This is a genomic window from Pararhizobium sp. P1_E7 (assembly GCF_056405855.1).
Map to the genome: position 1 here is coordinate 69,845 of NZ_JBFUBH010000009.1, position 18,539 is coordinate 88,383.

At 59.1% G+C, this 18,539-nt stretch carries 20 protein-coding genes; 14 read left to right on the forward strand and 6 right to left on the reverse strand.

Annotated features, from left to right (window positions below; translation table 11 throughout):
- The first annotated feature begins 19 nt into the window (after positions 1–19).
- From AC1D17_RS12540 to visR, 12 genes are all read left to right on the forward strand, one after another.
- Positions 20–313 (forward strand): STAS domain-containing protein, encoded by a 294-nt coding sequence (locus AC1D17_RS12540; RefSeq protein ID WP_477565732.1) that lies wholly within the window; start codon positions 20–22, stop codon positions 311–313.
- Between the two features lie 3 nt (positions 314–316).
- On the forward strand, positions 317–682 hold the full coding sequence (gene cheY1 / locus AC1D17_RS12545) for a chemotaxis response regulator CheY1 (protein ID WP_037156535.1): 366 nt from the start codon (positions 317–319) through the stop codon (positions 680–682).
- A gap of 16 nt (positions 683–698) precedes the next feature.
- Positions 699–3,002 (forward strand): chemotaxis protein CheA, encoded by a 2,304-nt coding sequence (locus AC1D17_RS12550; protein WP_477565733.1) that lies wholly within the window; start codon positions 699–701, stop codon positions 3,000–3,002.
- A 5-nt stretch (positions 3,003–3,007) separates the two neighbouring features.
- Positions 3,008–3,475: a chemotaxis protein CheW gene (locus AC1D17_RS12555; RefSeq protein ID WP_477565734.1), complete on the forward strand. Its 468-nt coding sequence runs from the start codon at positions 3,008–3,010 to the stop codon at positions 3,473–3,475.
- Positions 3,472–4,380 carry a protein-glutamate O-methyltransferase CheR gene (cheR, locus tag AC1D17_RS12560; RefSeq protein ID WP_477565735.1) on the forward strand — a complete coding sequence of 303 codons (909 nt, stop codon included), beginning with the start codon at positions 3,472–3,474 and terminating at the stop codon, positions 4,378–4,380. Before AC1D17_RS12555 ends, cheR begins: the two co-directional genes overlap by 4 nt.
- Positions 4,377–5,432, forward strand: a complete 1,056-nt coding sequence (locus AC1D17_RS12565; RefSeq protein WP_477565736.1) for a protein-glutamate methylesterase/protein-glutamine glutaminase — start codon at positions 4,377–4,379, stop codon at positions 5,430–5,432. The genes cheR and AC1D17_RS12565 overlap by 4 nt, the downstream gene beginning before the upstream one ends.
- Entirely contained in the window at positions 5,433–5,822 is a 390-nt protein-coding gene (locus AC1D17_RS12570) for a response regulator (RefSeq protein ID WP_037105534.1), read from the forward strand.
- Entirely contained in the window at positions 5,819–6,373 is a 555-nt protein-coding gene (gene cheD / locus AC1D17_RS12575) for a chemoreceptor glutamine deamidase CheD (protein ID WP_477565737.1), read from the forward strand. The genes AC1D17_RS12570 and cheD overlap by 4 nt, the downstream gene beginning before the upstream one ends.
- Positions 6,374–6,485: 112 nt before the next feature.
- Complete coding sequence (cheT, locus tag AC1D17_RS12580; protein WP_037156523.1) at positions 6,486–6,878, forward strand: chemotaxis protein CheT; 393 nt, start codon at positions 6,486–6,488, stop codon at positions 6,876–6,878.
- Between the two features lie 304 nt (positions 6,879–7,182).
- Positions 7,183–8,871 (forward strand): flagellar basal-body MS-ring/collar protein FliF, encoded by a 1,689-nt coding sequence (gene fliF / locus AC1D17_RS12585; protein ID WP_477565738.1) that lies wholly within the window; start codon positions 7,183–7,185, stop codon positions 8,869–8,871.
- Positions 8,872–9,859: 988 nt separating this feature from the next.
- Positions 9,860–10,600 (forward strand): transcriptional regulator VisN, encoded by a 741-nt coding sequence (gene visN, locus AC1D17_RS12590; protein WP_477565739.1) that lies wholly within the window; start codon positions 9,860–9,862, stop codon positions 10,598–10,600.
- Between the two features lie 10 nt (positions 10,601–10,610).
- Entirely contained in the window at positions 10,611–11,357 is a 747-nt protein-coding gene (gene visR, locus AC1D17_RS12595) for a transcriptional regulator VisR (RefSeq protein ID WP_477565740.1), read from the forward strand.
- A 66-nt stretch (positions 11,358–11,423) separates the two neighbouring features.
- On the opposite strand, the gene AC1D17_RS12600 is transcribed toward visR, so the two are convergent.
- The 6 genes from AC1D17_RS12600 to motA all read right to left on the reverse strand — a co-directional run bounded on the left by AC1D17_RS12600 (position 11,424) and on the right by motA (position 16,779).
- Complete coding sequence (locus tag AC1D17_RS12600) at positions 11,424–11,864, reverse strand: hypothetical protein (RefSeq protein WP_477565741.1); 441 nt, start codon at positions 11,862–11,864, stop codon at positions 11,424–11,426.
- A 5-nt stretch (positions 11,865–11,869) separates the two neighbouring features.
- The gene (gene flhB / locus AC1D17_RS12605; protein WP_477565742.1) at positions 11,870–12,946 is read right to left on the reverse strand and encodes a flagellar biosynthesis protein FlhB; all 1,077 of its coding nucleotides are present in this window, start codon (positions 12,944–12,946) and stop codon (positions 11,870–11,872) included.
- A 258-nt stretch (positions 12,947–13,204) separates the two neighbouring features.
- Positions 13,205–14,236, reverse strand: coding sequence for a flagellar motor switch protein FliG (fliG, locus tag AC1D17_RS12610; protein WP_477565743.1), 1,032 nt, complete (start codon positions 14,234–14,236; stop codon positions 13,205–13,207).
- Positions 14,237–14,264: 28 nt separating this feature from the next.
- On the reverse strand, positions 14,265–14,888 hold the full coding sequence (fliN, locus tag AC1D17_RS12615; RefSeq protein ID WP_477565744.1) for a flagellar motor switch protein FliN: 624 nt from the start codon (positions 14,886–14,888) through the stop codon (positions 14,265–14,267).
- 60 nt (positions 14,889–14,948) lie between these two features.
- Positions 14,949–15,896 (reverse strand): FliM/FliN family flagellar motor switch protein, encoded by a 948-nt coding sequence (locus tag AC1D17_RS12620; RefSeq protein ID WP_477565745.1) that lies wholly within the window; start codon positions 15,894–15,896, stop codon positions 14,949–14,951.
- Positions 15,897–15,900: 4 nt separating this feature from the next.
- Positions 15,901–16,779 carry a flagellar motor stator protein MotA gene (gene motA / locus AC1D17_RS12625; protein ID WP_477565746.1) on the reverse strand — a complete coding sequence of 293 codons (879 nt, stop codon included), beginning with the start codon at positions 16,777–16,779 and terminating at the stop codon, positions 15,901–15,903.
- Positions 16,780–16,964: 185 nt separating this feature from the next.
- Here motA and AC1D17_RS12630 point away from each other — a divergent pair, with 185 nt between their 5' ends.
- Positions 16,965–17,744, forward strand: a complete 780-nt coding sequence (locus tag AC1D17_RS12630; protein WP_477565747.1) for a DUF1217 domain-containing protein — start codon at positions 16,965–16,967, stop codon at positions 17,742–17,744.
- A 1-nt stretch (position 17,745) separates the two neighbouring features.
- On the forward strand, positions 17,746–18,471 hold the full coding sequence (gene flgF, locus AC1D17_RS12635; protein ID WP_477565748.1) for a flagellar basal-body rod protein FlgF: 726 nt from the start codon (positions 17,746–17,748) through the stop codon (positions 18,469–18,471).
- Positions 18,472–18,539 lie beyond the last annotated feature (68 nt).

Here is an 18,539-nt window from a genome sequence, read left to right on the forward strand (position 1 = left end):
CCAGACAAGGAAAGTAGAGATGGCAGCCAAGAAAGCCGCTCGGAAAAGCTTGAGCCTCGCACCGGTCCTCGACCTCAACGAGGCCAACGCGCTGCACGGCAAGTTGATGGGTTTGCGCGGCAATCCGCTGGTGATCGACGCATCGGCCGTCGAGCGCGTCGGCGCACTGTGCGTTCAGGTCCTGATGGCCGGGGCCAAAAGCTGGGAAGAGGATAAACAGTCTTTCACCTTCGCCAAGGTGTCGGACGCATTTGCAAAGACGACACAGCTCATCGGGGTCAATATCGACCATCTGGTGGCAAAGGAGATTTGAGACATGAAAAAGAAAGTTCTCACAGTCGATGATTCCAGAACCATCCGGAACATGCTTCTGGTCACACTGAACAATGCCGGTTTCGAAACGATCCAGGCGGAAGACGGTATCGAGGGCCTTGAAGTTCTCGAAGATGCCAATCCGGACGTCATCGTGACGGATATCAACATGCCGCGTCTCGATGGTTTCGGTTTCATCGAGGGCGTGCGCAAGAACGAGAAATACCGGGCAATCCCGATCCTGGTCCTGACGACGGAAAGCGATGCGGAAAAGAAGAACCGCGCGCGTCAGGCAGGCGCTACCGGCTGGATCGTCAAGCCTTTCGATCCGACCAAGCTGATCGATGCTATCGAGCGCGTAACCGCATAACGCCAGGATTCCCCTCATGGATATGAACGAAATCAAAGAGATTTTCTTCCAGGAATGCGAGGAGCAGCTCGCCGAACTGGAATCCGGTCTCCTGAGGCTCAATGACGGCGACCGCGATCCGGAAACGGTGAATGCGGTTTTCCGTGCGGTCCACTCCATCAAGGGTGGTGCCGGCGCTTTCGGATTGGATGATCTTGTCTCTTTCGCACACGTGTTTGAGACCACGCTTGATTGCGTTCGTTCCAACAAGCTGGAACCGACCCAGGACGTCCTGAAGGTGATGCTGAAATCGGCCGACGTGCTGGCCGACCTCACCAATGTCGCGCGCGACGGCGGCAGCGTCGATCAGGCCCGCTCGGTGCAGCTGATCCGCGAACTCGAGGCGCTTGCCAAGGGCGAAGCGCCACCTGCCGCTTCGGCTTTGGAACCGGCTGCACCCAAGGCCGCTGCGGCAAAGCCTGCTGCCGTTGCCAAGCCCGCGCCGGTCGAACCGGTTGTCAATGAGCACGGCTTTGCGCCCGTCGCTTTCTCCTTCGAGGATTTCGGCGGCGATGACGATGAAACGCCAGGCGATCTTCCGGCCTACGACATCGTCTTCAAACCGAAGTCGGAACTCTATACCAAGGGCAACGAAGCAACGCTGCTCCTGCGCGACCTCTCGCGCCTCGGTGAAATGAGCATCCATTGCAACATGGATAGCCTGCCGCCGCTCGACCAGATGGACCCGGAAGCCGCCTATTTCTCCTGGAAGGTGTCGATCAAGACCGACAAGGGCGAAGACGCCGTGCGCTCGGTCTTCGAATTCGCCGAGTGGGACTGCGATCTTGACGTGACGGCTCTGGAAACCGGTGAAACTGCGGAATCCGACAGCGACGACCTGCCGATGCAGCCGGTCCCGTTCGATCTCTCCGCGCTCGATGGCGAGCTCGATGTGCCGCTCGGCGTGGTCGAAGAGGAAGAACAGATCGCTGCAGTCCAGCAAGCGGTCGCTGCCGCCGAAGCGGCATCCAATGTCGTCCAGATGGCCGCCGGCGCATCGCGCGCTACCGCAAGCGACAAGGGCGCAGCCGCCGCAGCGGCCCAGAACAATGCCCAGCAAGCCTCCTCGGCCGCTGCCCCGACCATCCGCGTCGATCTCGATCGTGTCGACCGGCTGATCAACCTCGTCGGCGAACTGGTCATCAACCAGGCCATGCTGTCGCAAAGCGTCATTGAAAATGACTCGAACGGCGTTTCCTCGATCAACATGGGTCTGGAAGAGCTGCAGCAGCTGACCCGTGAGATCCAGGACTCGGTCATGGCGATCCGCGCCCAGCCGGTGAAGCCGGTGTTCCAGCGCATGGCCCGCACGGTCCGCGAAATTGCCGATATCACCGGCAAATCGGTTCGCCTCATCACCGAGGGTGAAAACACCGAAGTCGACAAGACGGTCATCGACAAGCTCGCCGAGCCGCTGACCCACATGATCCGCAACGCCGTCGATCACGGCCTCGAGATGCCGGAAAAGCGAATTGCCGCCGGCAAGAATGCCGAAGGCACCGTCAAGCTGACCGCCAAGCATCGCTCGGGCCGCATCGTCATCGAGCTTTCCGACGACGGCGCCGGTATCAACCGCGAGAAGGTTCGCCAGAAGGCGATCGACAACGACCTGATCGCAGCCGATGCCAACCTGTCGGACGAGGAAATCGACAACCTGATCTTCCACGCAGGCTTTTCCACCGCCGACAAGGTCTCTGACCTTTCCGGACGCGGTGTCGGCATGGATGTAGTCAAGCGCTCCATCCAGGCGCTCGGCGGCCGCATCAACATCTCTTCGAAACCGGGACACGGCTCGGTTTTCACAATGAGCCTGCCGCTGACGCTCGCCGTGCTCGACGGCATGGTCGTGACGGTTGCCGGCCAGACGCTGGTCGTGCCGCTGACGGCGATCGTCGAAACCCTGCAGCCGGATGCGGCAGCAATCCATTCGTTCGGCGCGACGCAGCGGCTGATCTCGATCCGCAACTCGTTCTGCCCGCTGGTCGATGTCGGCCGCATCCTCAACTTCCGCGCAACCCAGGCCAATCCGGTCGAAGGCGTGGCGCTTCTGGTGGAATCCGAAGGCGGCGGCCAGCGCGCTCTGATGGTCGATGCCATCCAGGGCCAGCGTCAGGTCGTCATCAAGAGCCTTGAGGCCAATTATACCCACGTGCCCGGCATCGCCGCGGCCACCATTCTCGGCGACGGTCGCGTCGCTCTCATCCTGGACGTCGATGCCGTCGTTTCGGCGTCGCGCGGCCAGTCCCTTCAACTCGAATCATCGCTGGCTGCCGCAGGGTAGGACTTATGACGTATCTGGCAAAAAATCTGGCGAATGGTGGACGCGAGCTGATCGCGTTCCGCATTGGGAATCAGGAATTCTGCGTCAACGTCATGTCCGTGCGGGAAATCCGCGGCTGGACGCCGGCAACGCCGATGCCACATGCGCCGCAATATGTCCTTGGCCTGATCAACCTGCGCGGCGCGGTGCTGCCGATCATCGACCTTTCCGCCCGTCTCGGCATGAAGCCGGCCGAACCGACAGTGCGCCATGTCATCATCGTGACGCAGGTCGAGAACCGGGTCGTCGGCATCCTCGTCGAGGCGGTCTCCGATATTCTGACGATCAAGGACGAAGACATCCAGCCGACACCGGATATGACGTCAGAGTTCGAGCGGACATTTGCCCGCGGCATCCTTGCGATCGAAGGGCGGATGATCTGCCTGATCGAACTGGAAGCCGTGTTTCCTCATACTGAAAGTGAAGCTGCATGAGCATGCCGGCCGCCTTTGACAGCAAGCTATCCCCGGACGAGTGCCTGGCGAGCGGAGAATATCCGCTGACCCGCCGCGACCTCGTGGAGATCGCTGCGATGATTTATGCCGACGCCGGCATCTACCTGAATGAATCGAAGGCTTCGCTCGTCTACTCGCGGCTTTCCAAGCATATCCGCAACATCGGCTTGAAGGGGTTTCGCGAATATTGCCAGCTGGTTTCATCGCCGGCCGGTGCCGCCGAACGCCGCGACATGCTTTCGCACCTGACGACGAATTTCACCCGCTTCTTCCGCGAGAACCATCATTTCGAGCATCTGAAATCCGACGTTCTGCCGGAACTTCTGGCGCGCGCCAGAAATGGCGGCCGGGTGCGGATCTGGTCTGCGGCCTGCTCGGACGGGCAGGAGCCCTATTCGATTGCGCTGACGGTTCTGTCGATGCTGCCGAATGCGGCGGACTACGATTTCCGTATTCTTGCGACCGATATCGACCCCAAGATCCTGGCACTGGCCCGGGCCGGCGCCTATGACGCGACCGCCCTTGAGACCGTCAGTCCGGCGATGCGCAAGCAATGGTTCACTGAAACCTCGGTCAACGGCCGCCAGAAGTGGCAGGTCGATGACCGGGTGAAGAAACTGATCACCTTCAACGAACTGAACCTGATGGCGCAGTGGCCATTCAAGGGACAGTTCGACGTGATCTTCTGCCGTAACGTCGTCATCTATTTCGACGAGCCGACCCAGATGAAAATCTGGTCACGGTTTGCCGGCATGCTCAATCCCAAGGGGCATCTCTATATCGGTCATTCCGAACGTGTGTCCGGCGACGCAAAATCGGTGTTCGACAATATCGGCATCACCACCTATCGCTACACCGGCAAGCCTCATGGAGGCCGCTCATGAGTGCTGCGCGCGTTCTTGTCGTTGACGATTCCGCCACGATGCGCGGGCTGATCACCGCCATCTTGAGCAGCGATCCGGAGGTCCAGGTTATCGGCCAGGCTGCGGATGYCATGCAGGCCCGCCAGGCGATCAAGGATCTCGATCCCGACGTCGTCACGCTCGACATCGAGATGCCCAACATGAACGGGCTGGAATTTCTCGAAAAAATCATGCGCCTGCGCCCGATGCCGGTCATCATGGTTTCGACGCTGACGCACAAGGGCGCGGAAGCGTCGCTGGCGGCTTTGGAAATCGGTGCCTTCGATTGCGTCGGTAAACCGCTGCCGGGCGATCCGCATCCGTTCCGCGATCTGGCTGAAAAGGTCAAGGCAGCTGCCCGGTCGCAGCGCAAGCACATCATCACCGGCAACAAGATCGCGGCGCCGAGTGCTGCCAACGCCAACGGGGCTTCCGATTATAGAGCTGGAAGAAAGATCATCGCGATCGGCTCGTCCACCGGCGGTGTCGAAGCACTGATTACCGTCCTGCAGAAATTCCCGGCCAATTGCCCGCCGACGGTGATCACGCAGCATATGCCGCACACATTCACGAAAAGCTTTGCCGAGCGTCTCAATCGCCTTTGCGCGCCAACGGTCACTGAGGCCACGGACGGCGCCCGGCTGGAAATCGGCAAGGTTTATCTGGCCCCCGGCGGAGAGCGTCACCTGCAGGTCGTCAATCCCACGTCACCCAGCTGCCGTCTCCTGGATCGTGAGCCGGTGAATGGCCATCGCCCGTCCGTCGATGTGCTGTTCGATTCCGTCGCGGAACTCGCTGGCCGGAATGCGGTCGGCGTCATTCTCACCGGTATGGGCCGTGACGGCGCATCCGGTCTTTTGAAAATGCGCCACGCAGGCGCCCGCACATTCGGTCAGAATGAAAAAACCTGCGTCGTGTATGGAATGCCGAGGGTTGCCTATGAACTGGGCGCCGTCGAAACCCAACTACCCCTCGGCTCAATCGGGGAAGAAGTCCTGAAAAGCACCGCCGCCCGAAGAGAAGGAAGCGAATAAATGTCCCTAGCGGAAAAAATCAAAGTTCTGATCGTTGACGATCAGGTCACCAGCCGCCTGTTGCTGGGTGATGCCCTGCAACAGCTTGGTTTCAAGCAGATCACCGTCGCTGGCGATGGCGAGCAGGGCGCCAAGATCATGGCGGCACAGCCGCATCATCTGGTGATCTCCGATTTCAACATGCCGAAGATGGATGGCCTTGGCCTGCTTGCGGCCGTGCGCAACAATCCGGCCACCAAGAAGGCTGCCTTCATCATGCTGACGGCCCAGGGCGACCGCGCGCTGGTCACCAAGGCTGCGGCGCTCGGCGCCAACAACGTGCTGGCCAAGCCCTTCACGATTGAAAAGATGAAAGCTGCGATCGAAGCCGTATTTGGGGCATTGAAATGATCACTGAGGCTGCGATCAAGCGCGTGCATGTCATTCAGGGCGAATGGAAGGTGGTCAACGATCCGGACGTCGTGCTCTCGACCATCCTCGGTTCCTGTGTGGCAGCGTGCATGCGTGATCCGGTCGCGGGCGTCGGTGGCATGAACCATTTCCTTCTGCCAGGTTCGGCGGATGCGATTTCATCAGGCGGCGATGCAACACGTTACGGCGTGCATCTGATGGAACTGCTGATCAACGGGCTCCTGAAGAAGGGTGCTCGCCGCGAGCGGCTTGAGGCGAAGATCTTCGGCGGTGCGAAGACGATCGCCCGCTTCTCCAACGTCGGTGAGCAGAATGCGCTGTTTGCGCGCCAGTTCCTGATGGACGAAGGGATCCAGGTGGTCGGTGAGAGTACCGGTGGAGATCACGGCCGCAAGCTCGAATACTGGCCGCTCAGCGGCCGTGCCCGGCAGTATGCGCTGACGGGCGTGGAAACGCAGAAAGCCGTCGCCCAGGAACAGCGCCCGAGGCCTGTTCCCAAGCCGGCCGACAATGCGATCGAATTTTTCTAGCGCTTGGGCGCTATCCCGGGGAGCCCCGGGATGTGCTTTGGCAAAGTGTTTAGCGTAGCCGTTCGGCAGGGGTAGTTCCGGACGGCATTTGTTGCCAGCGTGAGGGCGTTTAATGCTGACTGAAATGAAGAGCCATATGCCTCACGTCGATGAGGCGCTTCCGGATGTGATGATGCGCATCGTCTCGGAACTCTACGATGTGGCGTATCTCATCGAGCGGATCGAACCGATGCTCAGCGATATCCATGGCGAGGCGGTTTTGGAATCGGCTGATCGGATCAAGGTCCTGCAGGGCATCGATCTGGCCGTCCAGAAGACGCGCGGGCTTGCGGAGTTCATCGATACCGTCACCGCGGCCATTCCGCAGTCGTGGCTTGTCGATGTGACCACCGCGCTCAATCTCGTCAAGCTTGCCGACATGCAGAAATCGCTTGGAAACGGCATGCTGCGCCACGGCCATTCCCAGCCGCTGACCGAGGCGGCAGGCGATTTCGAGGCTTTCTAGCCGATATTGTCGCTCTTTCAATAGTTTGCGCCGCCTCGACAACCATATCGAGGCGGCGGTTTTGTTTTTTGAACCGTCGTTGAAGCCGCGGAAGTTTTGTACGGCAGCCAAAAGCGCGCTTCCAAGACAAGTTCGCGCAAGTTTCGTTTTCTAGTGTGCCAATCGGGACTGGTAGATTTACGCGTGATTTGACGAAGCACAGGCGCCGGATCGGCCCAGCAACCCGAATGTTTGGATCTGCGTATGTTCACTCGCCAGGCGATGTTGTCTGAACGGAACATGTGCCACTGGGTGCGGAAACAGAATGAATCTGTTGGATCAACTTTCGACGGTCACGAAAAACCTGGCCGGTCTCGGACAGGGTAAGCTCATCGCGCTGGTTGCAGCCGGAGTTATCGCAGTCGGTATCGTTCTCGCTGCCGGGCTCTACGTCAACAAACCCTCGTATGAAACGCTCTATGTCGGCCTTGAAAACAACGACCTGAACCAGGTCAGCGTTGCCCTTGCCGAGGCCAACATCAATTTCGAAGTCGGCTCCGATGGGACAAGCATTCAGGTGCCGGTTGGCACGACTGGCAAGGCCCGGCTGTACCTGGCCGAGCGCGGCCTGCCCAACAGCGCCAATGCCGGTTACGAACTCTTCGACAATGTCGGTTCGCTGGGTCTCACCTCCTTCATGCAGGAAGTCACCCGGGTCCGCGCCCTCGAAGGTGAGATCGCCCGCACGATCCAGCAGATTTCGGGAATTTCCGCCGCCCGCGTCCACATCGTCATGGCCGACCGCGGCAGCTTTAGAAAGGCCGAACAGAACCCGACGGCCTCCGTCATGATCCGCGCCAGCGCCAATATCGGCCGCAATGCTGCAGCCTCGATCCGCCATCTGGTGGCTTCGTCGGTTCCGGGCCTGGGCATTGACGACGTGACGATTCTGGATTCCACCGGCCAGCTTCTGGCCTCCGGTGACGATCCTGCCAACAGTGCGATGAACCAGTCGCTTGGCATCATCCAGAACGTCCAGAGGGAAATCGAAAGCAATATCGACAAGGCTCTGACGCCTTTCCTCGGCATGGACAACTTTCGCGCCAGCGTCACCGCCAAGCTGAACACCGATACCCAGCAGATCCAGGAAACGGTCTTCGATCCGGAATCGCGGGTCGAGCGTTCGACGCGCGTCACCAAGGAACAGCAGAAATCCAGCCAGCAGCAGCCCGACAATGCCGCGACCGTTCAGCAGAACGTTCCGCAGGCGGCTCCCACGGGCGGCGCTACCGGACCTCAGTCGAACGACCAGACCGAGAAGAAGGAAGAGCAGACCAATTACGAGATCAACTCGAAGACCGTTGCCACCGTCAAGAGCAGCTACACTCTGGAAAAGCTTTCCGTCGCCGTGGTGGTCAACCGCGGCCGGGTTGCCGCCATGGTCGGCGAAGGTGCGGACCAGGCGAAAATCGACGCCTATATCCAGGACATGCAGAAGATCGTCGCATCGGCCGTTGGCCTGGACCCGGCGCGCGGCGACATGATCACCTTGACGGCGATGGATTTCGTCAACACGCAGCTGCTCGACGAAGCGGTTGCCGGTCCGGGTATCATGGAAACGCTGACCCGCAATCTGGGCGGCATCATCAATGCGCTTGCCTTCGTCGCGGTGGCTTTCGTGGTGGTGTGGATGGGGATGCGTCCGCTGGCCCGCTCGATGGGCCTGGGTGGCGGCGCCGCTCAACTTGCCGAGAACGAACCGGTCGGTCTGGAACTGCCGGACTTCTCGCCAGCTGCGAACGGCGGTGCCGGAGGCGCGCTCATGGAAGGCTTCGGATCCGACTTCGGCTTCGACAGCACCGACGACCTGCTCAGCCTGGGGGACGACAGCGAAGGCGGCTTCAACCGGCGCGTCAAGGAAGGCCCGGAGCGGCGGCTTGCCCGCATGGTGGAAATCAGCGAAGAACGTGCCGCCAAGATCCTGCGCAAATGGGTCGCCGAGAAAGCCGCCTGACAACGGACGCTGTCTCTGTCGCATACCAAATGCTCAGAAAACCCACTTTGCCGAACCGGCCCCCGAAAGTTGGACATCAACCTTCGGGGGCCGGTTCGTGCGGGGGAATTTTTTATTTGCACAGGATAATGTGTAACCCAACTCAGGGTAGTTGGCTTCCGACAGGATTTCACCCTGGGTATAGGATGAAATTCGGACCGCGCATCTGGATGGAGCGGCAGCGGGTGGCAATGGGATTTTGCCTCGAAAAGCTAGACTCGCGGCCGTTTCCTGTATTGCTTTGTCATCCGGCCACGGCCGCAAGAATCGGGCGCAGCCTGGAAGATGTAACGCGGCATCCCGGGATTCGTTATATTTAACAAATTGTTAATTTTTCTCTGGGGAAAAGGACGTTTGTCTGCCGGTTTGATCGTGGGGAGGCAGGTATTGATTCCAGATGTCAGTACTAATTCAGTTTCTGTGAACTATTATAAGAGATGAATTTTGAATATTTCTTCGATTTGCATTCACGGAAGGGATTTAAACCGTGGGCGGCGATGATGTAATTCGGCAACATCAATTGAAACAAATAGAAAAATGAAAACTTGACAAATGGCGGCGATTCAAAAATCTCCGATTTGATTTGCTGTTTTAGTGTTTCGAAAGACACGCCGCACGGCTCCGTTTGATGAGAAACGAGGTTTTCCGGGCGAAGATTCTTCAAAAGAAAGAAATGATTACAATCATTTAGGATTTTCTGGTTTTATGACTTCCAGTCCCTCATCGATTTCCTGCGCATTTGAGTGCGAATCGATTCATGGATTTCTCAAATAGTAAACCCCAATAAGGGGGCAGTAGTTTTTCGCGAGGGGCGATGTACATTTTATGTAGTGATTCGCGTACCTGATTCGCGTGTGTCGAAGAATGCGGAACGCTTCGATACAGTTGCCGGCGGTGGCGGTGAAAACGCTTGATTGAGCACGGACGAATCCATCACGGGGGTAATGTCATGGATGCTCTACAGACAGAGGTTGCGACGTGGCCGTTGCCAGGGTCGGTCGCGCGCGGTGTTGGGCGGGTTCCTTCCAAAGAGCAGCTCATTCGCAGGCTTGGCGAGTTCGCCGGACGCGGCAATCTGAACAAGGGGCTGGCGGCCCTGACCGACTATGTGGGGGCAACCCACTATTTGCTCGCGCGCTATGATCTGTCGCAGGATGAAGGCCTGGATTTTGTCGTCTGTTCGGACTGGCCATTCGACGTGGTCAAGCGCCTCGGAAAGGTGATGTCGCAACTCCACGCCAAGACCAACGAGATGGAGAAATGTCTTTCGGTGATGCAGCCGGTGTTCATGAGCCTGCCCGACGACATCGACATCAGCCGCGGCATCAGCCGCGAATATTGCGCCATAACCTTCAATGTCGGGCGCGCCCGGCTGTCGCTGATGCTGCTCTTCCCGCAGGACGTGATCCTTTCGCAGGAAAGCCTGCGGGACGTCGGTCTGCTGACCGGTTATTTTGCAAGCTTCACAAATGAGCGCGGCGTGCGCACCGACCGAGATTTCGAACTGACGGAACGCGAGCTGGAATGCCTCTTCTGGATCGCCGAGGGCAAGACCAGCGACGAGATTGCGGTCATCCTCGGCATCTCGCGCAACACGATCAACAATTACATCACCAGTGTCATGCGCAAGACGGCAACGAAGACCCGCTCCGAGGCCATCGCCTATGCCGTCCGCAACAATCTCGTCTAGGAGGCCGGTCATGACCTATTTCCTCCCGCATGGGCGCGCAGGCGATGACGCCAGGACAGTCAGGCAACAGGCGAGGGCGTCAAGGGCGGCAACGCTGGTGACGCGGCTGCTGGCGATGCAGAAGCAGATCAACGCCAAGAATTTCGCCGTTCTGCGGCTGAACGGAAACGGCCTTCCGGCAACGCGCAAGTTGAGCTGTGTCCTCGATAATTGGGGCGCCGATACCGAGGTCATGGCGCATGAACTGGTCGCTGCCTATGGCGGCGAAATGCTCGCGCATCTCGATGCGTCGCTGCTGCCGGTGCTGTGGAACGGCATAGGCGAGCATCAGGCGGCGGAGACGCCGGACTTTGCCCGCTTCACCCAGCGTCTTTCCGCTCGCATCCTGCCCTATTCCGGGATTGCCCTGCCGGTCAGGCTTGGCGCCCAAGGCAATGGCTATGTCGTCTTCATGGGAAGCTATATCGACGTGTCGAGCGAGATGATCATCGATCTGCATGGTCGTAGCTGCCAGATCATGACCGATCTTCTCGCAGCCGACGAAAGACGCATGCTTCCGTCCGAATCGCTCAGCGACCGCGAGATCGGCTGCCTGCAAATGGCCGGCGACGGCTATATCAGCGAAGAGATCGCCGAGAAGATGGGATTGTCGGTGCATACGGTCAACGCCTATCTCGGGGCCGCGACGACCAAGCTGGATTCGGTCAACAGAATCCAGGCGATCGCCAAGGCTATTCGTCTCGGTTATATCAGCTGATTGTTTTTTGGCCGTCATGGCCTGTATCCGGAACTCTGCTCGACCGGAATTCAATTCGCCCGAAACTCAACTCGCAAGAGCGGTCGGATAGGATTTGACGAATTTCGCCGCGTTCAGGCTCTGGGCCAGGAACGCCGTATTCTCGTCCGGATCGCTGGACGGGCTTTGAAATGCGATATGGTTGATCTCTAGACCGGCCGAATCCTTGCCCAGGGCCAGCTGCGCATAGACGGTAACGCCGTCCGGCTTCAATTCGAGATCGAGCGTAATTTCCGGCTCGGTGCCCCAGTCGAGCGAATAGTTGCCGCCGATGCCGAAGTTCACGATACCGGGAAGAAAATAGAGTTCTGCGGCCGATGACACCAGGTCCGCCAGGCTCCCATGCGATTCAAAACGCAGCATCGCGATAAAGTCGGCGGCATCGATCAACCGCAATTCCGTCGCAACCGGACGGATCGCATCGGCTACTATTTTCTCGCGTTGTTCCGAATATTCGCATTTTTTCATTGGGATCACGTCATCCGTTTCGGCTGCGTTGCATAGATCCGGTGAATGAGTTCGGCGACCGCCTTGTAAAACACCGGTGGAATCACACTATCCACCGAGACTTGCGCAAACATTGAGCGTGCGAGAGGCGGGTCTTCGAAAACCGGGATGCCGTTTTTCTCCGCGATCTCGCGGATTTTCAGCGCGACGAGGTCCTGCCCCTTGGCGACCACCACCGGCGCATCGCCCTCCTCGCGGACATAGCGCAACGCAACGGCATAGTGCGTCGGGTTTGCGATAACCAGCGTGGCGCGCGGAACCGAGGTAATCATGCGCCTGCGGGCCCTGTCACGGGCAATCGAGCGAAGCCGCGCGCGGATGATCGGGTCGCCCTGCGACTGTTTCAGCTCTTCCTTGACCTCTTGTTTCGTCATTCTGAGTTCGGTGTACCAGTGGTGTCGTGTCCAGAAGAAGTCGGCGATGGCGATGACGGCCGTCGAGATCAGAATGACGATCATGATCTGGTTGAAGTCTTTCGATATCGTCCCGAAAATCGTCAAGGGATCGGAAAACATCGAATCGAGCGTGGCGTAATAGTCGTTCCACAGCGTGAGCACGATGATCACCGAAACGATCGCCACCTTTGCAAATGCCTTGGCGAATTCAACGATGCCTTGAATGCCGTAGATGCGCTTGAAACCGCCGATCGGCGAAATCCGGTTCATCTTCGGTGCAACGCGGTCGAGTACCGGGCTCGGCAGGTTCTGCAGAATGGACGAACCGATCCCGAATACGATCAAAAGCACGAAAAACGGGATGAGCAACGCGCCGGCCTTCCAGAAGAGGTGCGACACCAGCGCAACGACGTCCGTTGCCGTATTGAGCTGCCAGGCTTCCGGTTGCTCGAAAATATCCTTCAGGGATTCAGCCACTGTGGCGAACCCCTGCGGCAGGAAAAAAACGACAAAGATATAGATGGCCACGACCGAGGCGAACATGGTGACCTCGCGCGAGAAGGGCGTGTTGCCCTTCTCGATGGCGTCGGTCATTTTTTTCTCGGTCGGCGATTCTGTTTTACTGTCTTTGTCCTGATCGTCCGACATCGGATGAAGACCTCTTGCATCTGGCGGCAGCAATGATTGCTGTCAAACCTGTTGTGAGCCGGGGCAAGAGGGCATGCAAGGAAGATATGCGCGCGAAGCCAACGCTTCACAGAAAGTAGGCGGATGCGGGCGGGCGCCTGCAGTGCCGCGCGTCATTCATGACGTGCAAAGGTCGCTGTAGCAGCAAAAAGCCCTTCAACCGGGGACGGGTGAAGGGCTTTGCGTAGCGGTTCGGCGGTAAAGCAGCGGTCGGCCTAATTAGGCTGCCACCGCCTCCTTTTCCTTCAGTTCTATCTGGCCGCTCGCCGCGAGGCGAATGGCTTCCTGCGTGATCGAGCGGCGGGCAATGGCGATATCGCGCGGATTGATGCCGGTGTCGCCAGCCGCAAGATCCGATTCGATCATGCGGCGCTGGCGCGCGCCGATCGAGGCAAGCACCGATTCGCGCAGTTCCATGCTGGAGCCGCGCAGCGCCATGGTGATGATGTCGCCCGATACGTCGTTGAACAGCTGCACGCGGCTGCGCTGAGGCATGTAGAGAACGTCGTCGAACAGGAAGATCTTCGGGCGAACCTTCTTGACCGATTCGGTACTGAGCGATTCCAGCGAGGCAAGCAGCGTATCGACCTGGGTCTTTTCCAGCTCGTTCATGACCTCGGCGATCTTCATCGATCCGGCCGAGTTCCTGTCGGCGTCGATTTCGCGCATCAGTTCGACGACACGAGCCTCGATGATCTGCGCCGCCTTGGGGCTGACGCTCTTCATGTTGACGGCACGGTTGATGATGTCGGCACGGCCGCTTTCGGGCAACTGCAACAAAACCTTTGCGCCGAACGTCGATGGCATCATCGACAGGACATAGGCGATGGTCTGCGCATGTTCCTTGCCCAGGCTCTGGGCGACGAAAACCGGGTCGGAATCCTGCAGGCGGTCCCAGATATTGGCTTCATAGGCGGCAAAGGCCGTGCGGCGGCCGAGCAGTCCATCGACTTCATCCGGCGTCAGGCCTTCCTCGAGAATGCCTTCGATGGCCTTGGCATTGTCCATCAGGCCGGCGCCTTCGGTGAACAGGTCCTCGAACTCGTTCACCAGGATTTCCAGTTCGTGGGGTGGGATCGAGCGAAGCGACTGCGCTGAAGCGATGATGCCCTGCAATTCACTCTGCGTGAAGAATTTCAACAGCTTGCCGGCAATGGGCTTGCCCATTGCCAGGAGAACCGCGGCGGCTTTGTCCATCTGGGTGAGTGGCCGGGTGGGCGCCGAAGCTTCGAAATTGTCGAAATCCATCATGGATTGATCCTCATGACCCTAACCGGGTTCAAACTTTACTGGTACCCTTGATTTCGATGAGTTTTACACCGAAACGCGTTTCGTCTTCGTCGAGCACGGTGATTTCGCCGCGGCCGATGACCCGGCCGTTGACGACGATTTCCACCGGTTCGCCGATCCTGCGGTCGAGTGCGATCGTTGCACCTTCCGTCAGGTTCATCAGGCCGGAGACCTGCATGCGGCTGGTGCCGAGAACGATCTGGACGTCGATCGGAATGTCCATGATCAGGTCGAGGTTGGCCGCCATGCCGCTGCCGGGTTCGCCGGCAGGCTGATCCTCGRGCGTGTCGCCGCCGAATGCCGCTCCGCCGAACGAGCCGGCGTCGAAGGTTGACGAAGCCGTACCCTGCTCGATATCGGCAAAGCCGCTGCCGGCGCCGAAATCACCGCCGAAGCTGCTGAGATCGCTTTCAGCTGCGAATGTGCTGCCGAAATCCGATGCTTCGCCGACAGCCGGTGCAGCAGCGAAATCCATGCCGAAATCGTTGTCCAGCCCGGTCCCGGTGGCATCGCTTTGCAGGACGCCACGCAGATCGTCGATGGCCTGATCGAGCTCGGCATCGCCGCCGCTCAGAATCGCCTGGTCTTCTTTTGGTGCTTTCTTCGGTGCCATGTGCAAACTATTCCAGTTGAAACTTGCCCCAACCATGTTGCCGGGGTGGGCAGGGGGTTTTTAACTCATCAGGTGGTGGAGAATGTCGCTCTCCGAACCGTGGGTATCCTTGATCCGCACCGTGTATTTCGCGCCGGATCGCCCGAGTTCGCAGATATAGAGGTCGCGGCCGTTGGCATTGATCTCGACGCGCACATCCTTGGCATCCTGGAACGGAATGACGTCGCCGGGTTGAAGGCGGCTGATTGTGTCGAGCGTCAGGCTTTGCAGCTTGATGCGCGCTTCAAGGCTCACAGTGGAACGGCGGACCTGCTGTTCGAGCTGTTCGCCCCACGCACCCTTGGCCTTGCGGCCCTGACCGATGCCCTTGGGGAAAATGACCGCCGTCTTCAGCAGGGTCTGCTGCGGGACGATGATCGAGAAGGTCGAAAGAACCGGGCCGAGACCCATCGTGACGTTGATGCAGGCGGCATAGACATCAACGACATCCGGATCGGCAGCCGGCCGCTGGCTGGCATTGTAGGGGCGCCCGACCACCGGCTCGAAGCTCCCGGCAACGCTGACCGCCGATTTCAGCACGTCGGCGACCTTTTCGAAGATCATCGTGGCAACATCGAGCTCGATGTTGGAGAGCGACCGGGGCTTGGGTTCCTCGATGGCGTTTGCCGGTGCGCCGAGGAGTATCTCCATCAGCGTGATGATCACCGGGCTGTCGCAGCTGATGACGAAATCGGAGCACCAGTTGCGCAAGGTCGTGTCGCACAGGGCGACGCCATTGCCGAGATTGGCGATCAATTCGCTCTTCAGGCCCATGTCGAAGCCCGCGTAACCGATCTCGATGGCCAGGCCGGTTTCGTTGTGGAAAATGTCCGGCAGGAATTCGGCAAAGACATGCCCGATCTCGCCGCACAGCTTGCCGATTGTCTTGGTATCGCCGAGCGCGCCGGTCATCCGGGCGAGCAGTTTGCGGTCGAAAGTGTATACGTTGTTCTTGCTCGCTGAGGTCATCGGATCAGGCCGCCTTGCTTTCGCCGCCGCCGCCGGGGTTCATCATTTCCTGCTCCACGGCGTCGATCGAAGGACGCTCATAGGCCGAAATGGTCTTGCGGCCGTATTCGAGCGCGACCTGCGGAACCGAGCCGTTCATGTAGGCGAGCAGGGTCTGCTTGACGATGATGTAGAGGCGGTTCTGCTTGTCGCGAACGGCCTTGATGTTGGCGATCACGGGGCTGGCGATACAGTAGGACAGGAAGATGCCGAGCATGGTGCCGACGAGGGCGGCGGCGATCTTGCCGCCGAGAATCTCCGGTGCTTCGGAAATGGCGCCCATCGCCTTGATGACGCCGAGAACGGCCGCGACGATGCCGATGGCCGGGAAGGCGTCGCTCATTGTCGTCAGTGCGTGATAGGGCTTCATCTTGTCATGGGTGATGGTGTTGATTTCCTCGTCCATCAGCGCCTCGATCTCGTGCGAACGGGCGTTGCCGATGATGATGAGGCGGACGTAGTCACAGATAAACGCCGTCAGTTCCTTGTTCTTCAAGACGGTTGGAGCCGACTGGAAGATTGAGGATTCATCGGGGTTGTCGATGTGGCTTTCGATCTCGTTGCGCGATTTCGTGCGCAGGTCTCGCATCAGGCTGTAGAGAACACCCAGCGTGTCGAGATAGTTGCGTTCCTTCGGCACCTTGTGGGTGAAGGCCTCGCCGAGTGCCTTGCCGGTATCCTTCAGCACCTTCATCGAATTGGCCATGATATAGCCGCCGACGCCCGCGCCGCCGATGATGACGAGCTCGAAGGGCTGGTTCAGGACCTCCATATGGCCGCCCATGGCAATGAAGCCGCCGAGGATACAGCCCAATGTCAAGAGGAGCCCGATGATGATGTTCATTTCGATACCTGCCGCAATGGTGGATTTTCGACGGTATCGTTAGGCCGCCAGCCTTGCGTGAGGCTGGCTGTCGGCCACATTTGCGGGGCCTTGCGGGGAAACAGGTTCGCGCAAGCAACAGCCGTCAGGTTTCCGTTCAATCGGCGCGTGGTGCGTCATTTCCAATGGATGAACGGGGACACGTCGTGACGACGACTTACACCAGCTACCAGATGATAGTCGGCAACCTCACAAAGTCACTGGAGCGGGTGTCCGAGCAACCGGACGTGGCGCGCGAGACCGAATATTACCTGGCCCATATCGGCGACGTCAAAACCATCGACGATTTCTTCGCCGATACGCGTCTTTACAACTACGCCATCAAGGCCCATGGCCTGGAAGACATGGGCTATGCCAAGGCGTTCATGCGCAAGGTGCTGACCGAAGGCATCGACACGGATGACGCGTTTGCCAAGCAGCTGACCGACAGCCGCTATTCGGATCTGGTGGAATCGCTGAATTTTGCCCGCAACGGCACGGCAGCGACCTCCTTTGACAAGGCCCAGAAGGGCGTCGCCGACAAATACATGCGCCAGACGCTGGAGCAGGCGGCAGGCGAAGAAAACGCCGGCGTCCGCCTGGCGCTCTATTTCGAGCGTACCGCTCCATCGATTACCAGTGCCTTCGGATTGCTGGCCGACGACGCCCTGGCGCAGGTCACCCGCACCCTGCTGCAGATGCCGGACGAATTTGCCGCTGCCGATATCGACAAGCAGGCCGCCGCGATCGAAAAGGCAATCGACATCAAGGACTTCAAAGATCCGGCCAAGCTGTCGAAGCTGCTCGAACGCTTTACCGCTCTTTGGGAACTCAACAATTCTTCGGACCCCTACGATCCGCTCGCCGTCTTCGGTTCATCGAGCGGTTACGGCATTTCCTCCGATCTCCTCCTGTCCATCAATACGCTGAAACTCGGGGGACGCTGAGATGCAGACCGGTCTCTATGTTGCCGTCTCATCGCAGATGGCGCTTGAAAAACGCATGAACACGCTGGCCGACAACGTCGCCAATTCCGCCACGGTCGGCTTCCGCTCGACGGAGGTGAAATTCAATCAGGTTCTCGGTGACACGCGGCCGACAAAGGTATCGTTCGTTTCCGAGGGCAAGGAATTCCTCAATACCAACAATGGCGGCCTCAGCCAGACGGGTAACCAGCTGGATTTCGCCATCAAGGGCGATGCCTGGTTCCAGATCGAGACGCCCGGCGGCCAGGCGCTGACGCGTGACGGCCGCTTTACCATGACGGAAACGGGCGATCTGGTCACGCTGCGCGGATATCCGGTGCTCGACGCGGGCGGTGCTCCGATCCGGCTCAATTCGCAGGCCAGCGAAATCAAGGTGAGCGCCGATGGCGCCATTCACCAGGATGGAACCCAGGTTGCGGCGCTCGGTCTCTACGAAGCCAATTTCAACAACGGTTTTTCCCGCCACGATAACAGCGCGGTCATCCCCAACACCGCGGCGGAGCCGGTCGTCGATCGTTTCGATGTCGGCGTGATGCAGGGCTATGTCGAGGAATCCAACGTCAATCCGGTTCAGGAAATGTCGCAGCTGATCATGGTGTCGCGCGCCTTCGAGAACATTTCGGCTCTGATGCGTGACAGCGAGACGTCGTTGAGTGAAGCGATCAAGACGCTCGGCGGCAGCAAGTAACAGGCTTGTTGCTCGACAGGACTAAAGCCACGCCCGGACGCTCCTTTCCGGCATCGCGGGCAGACGGC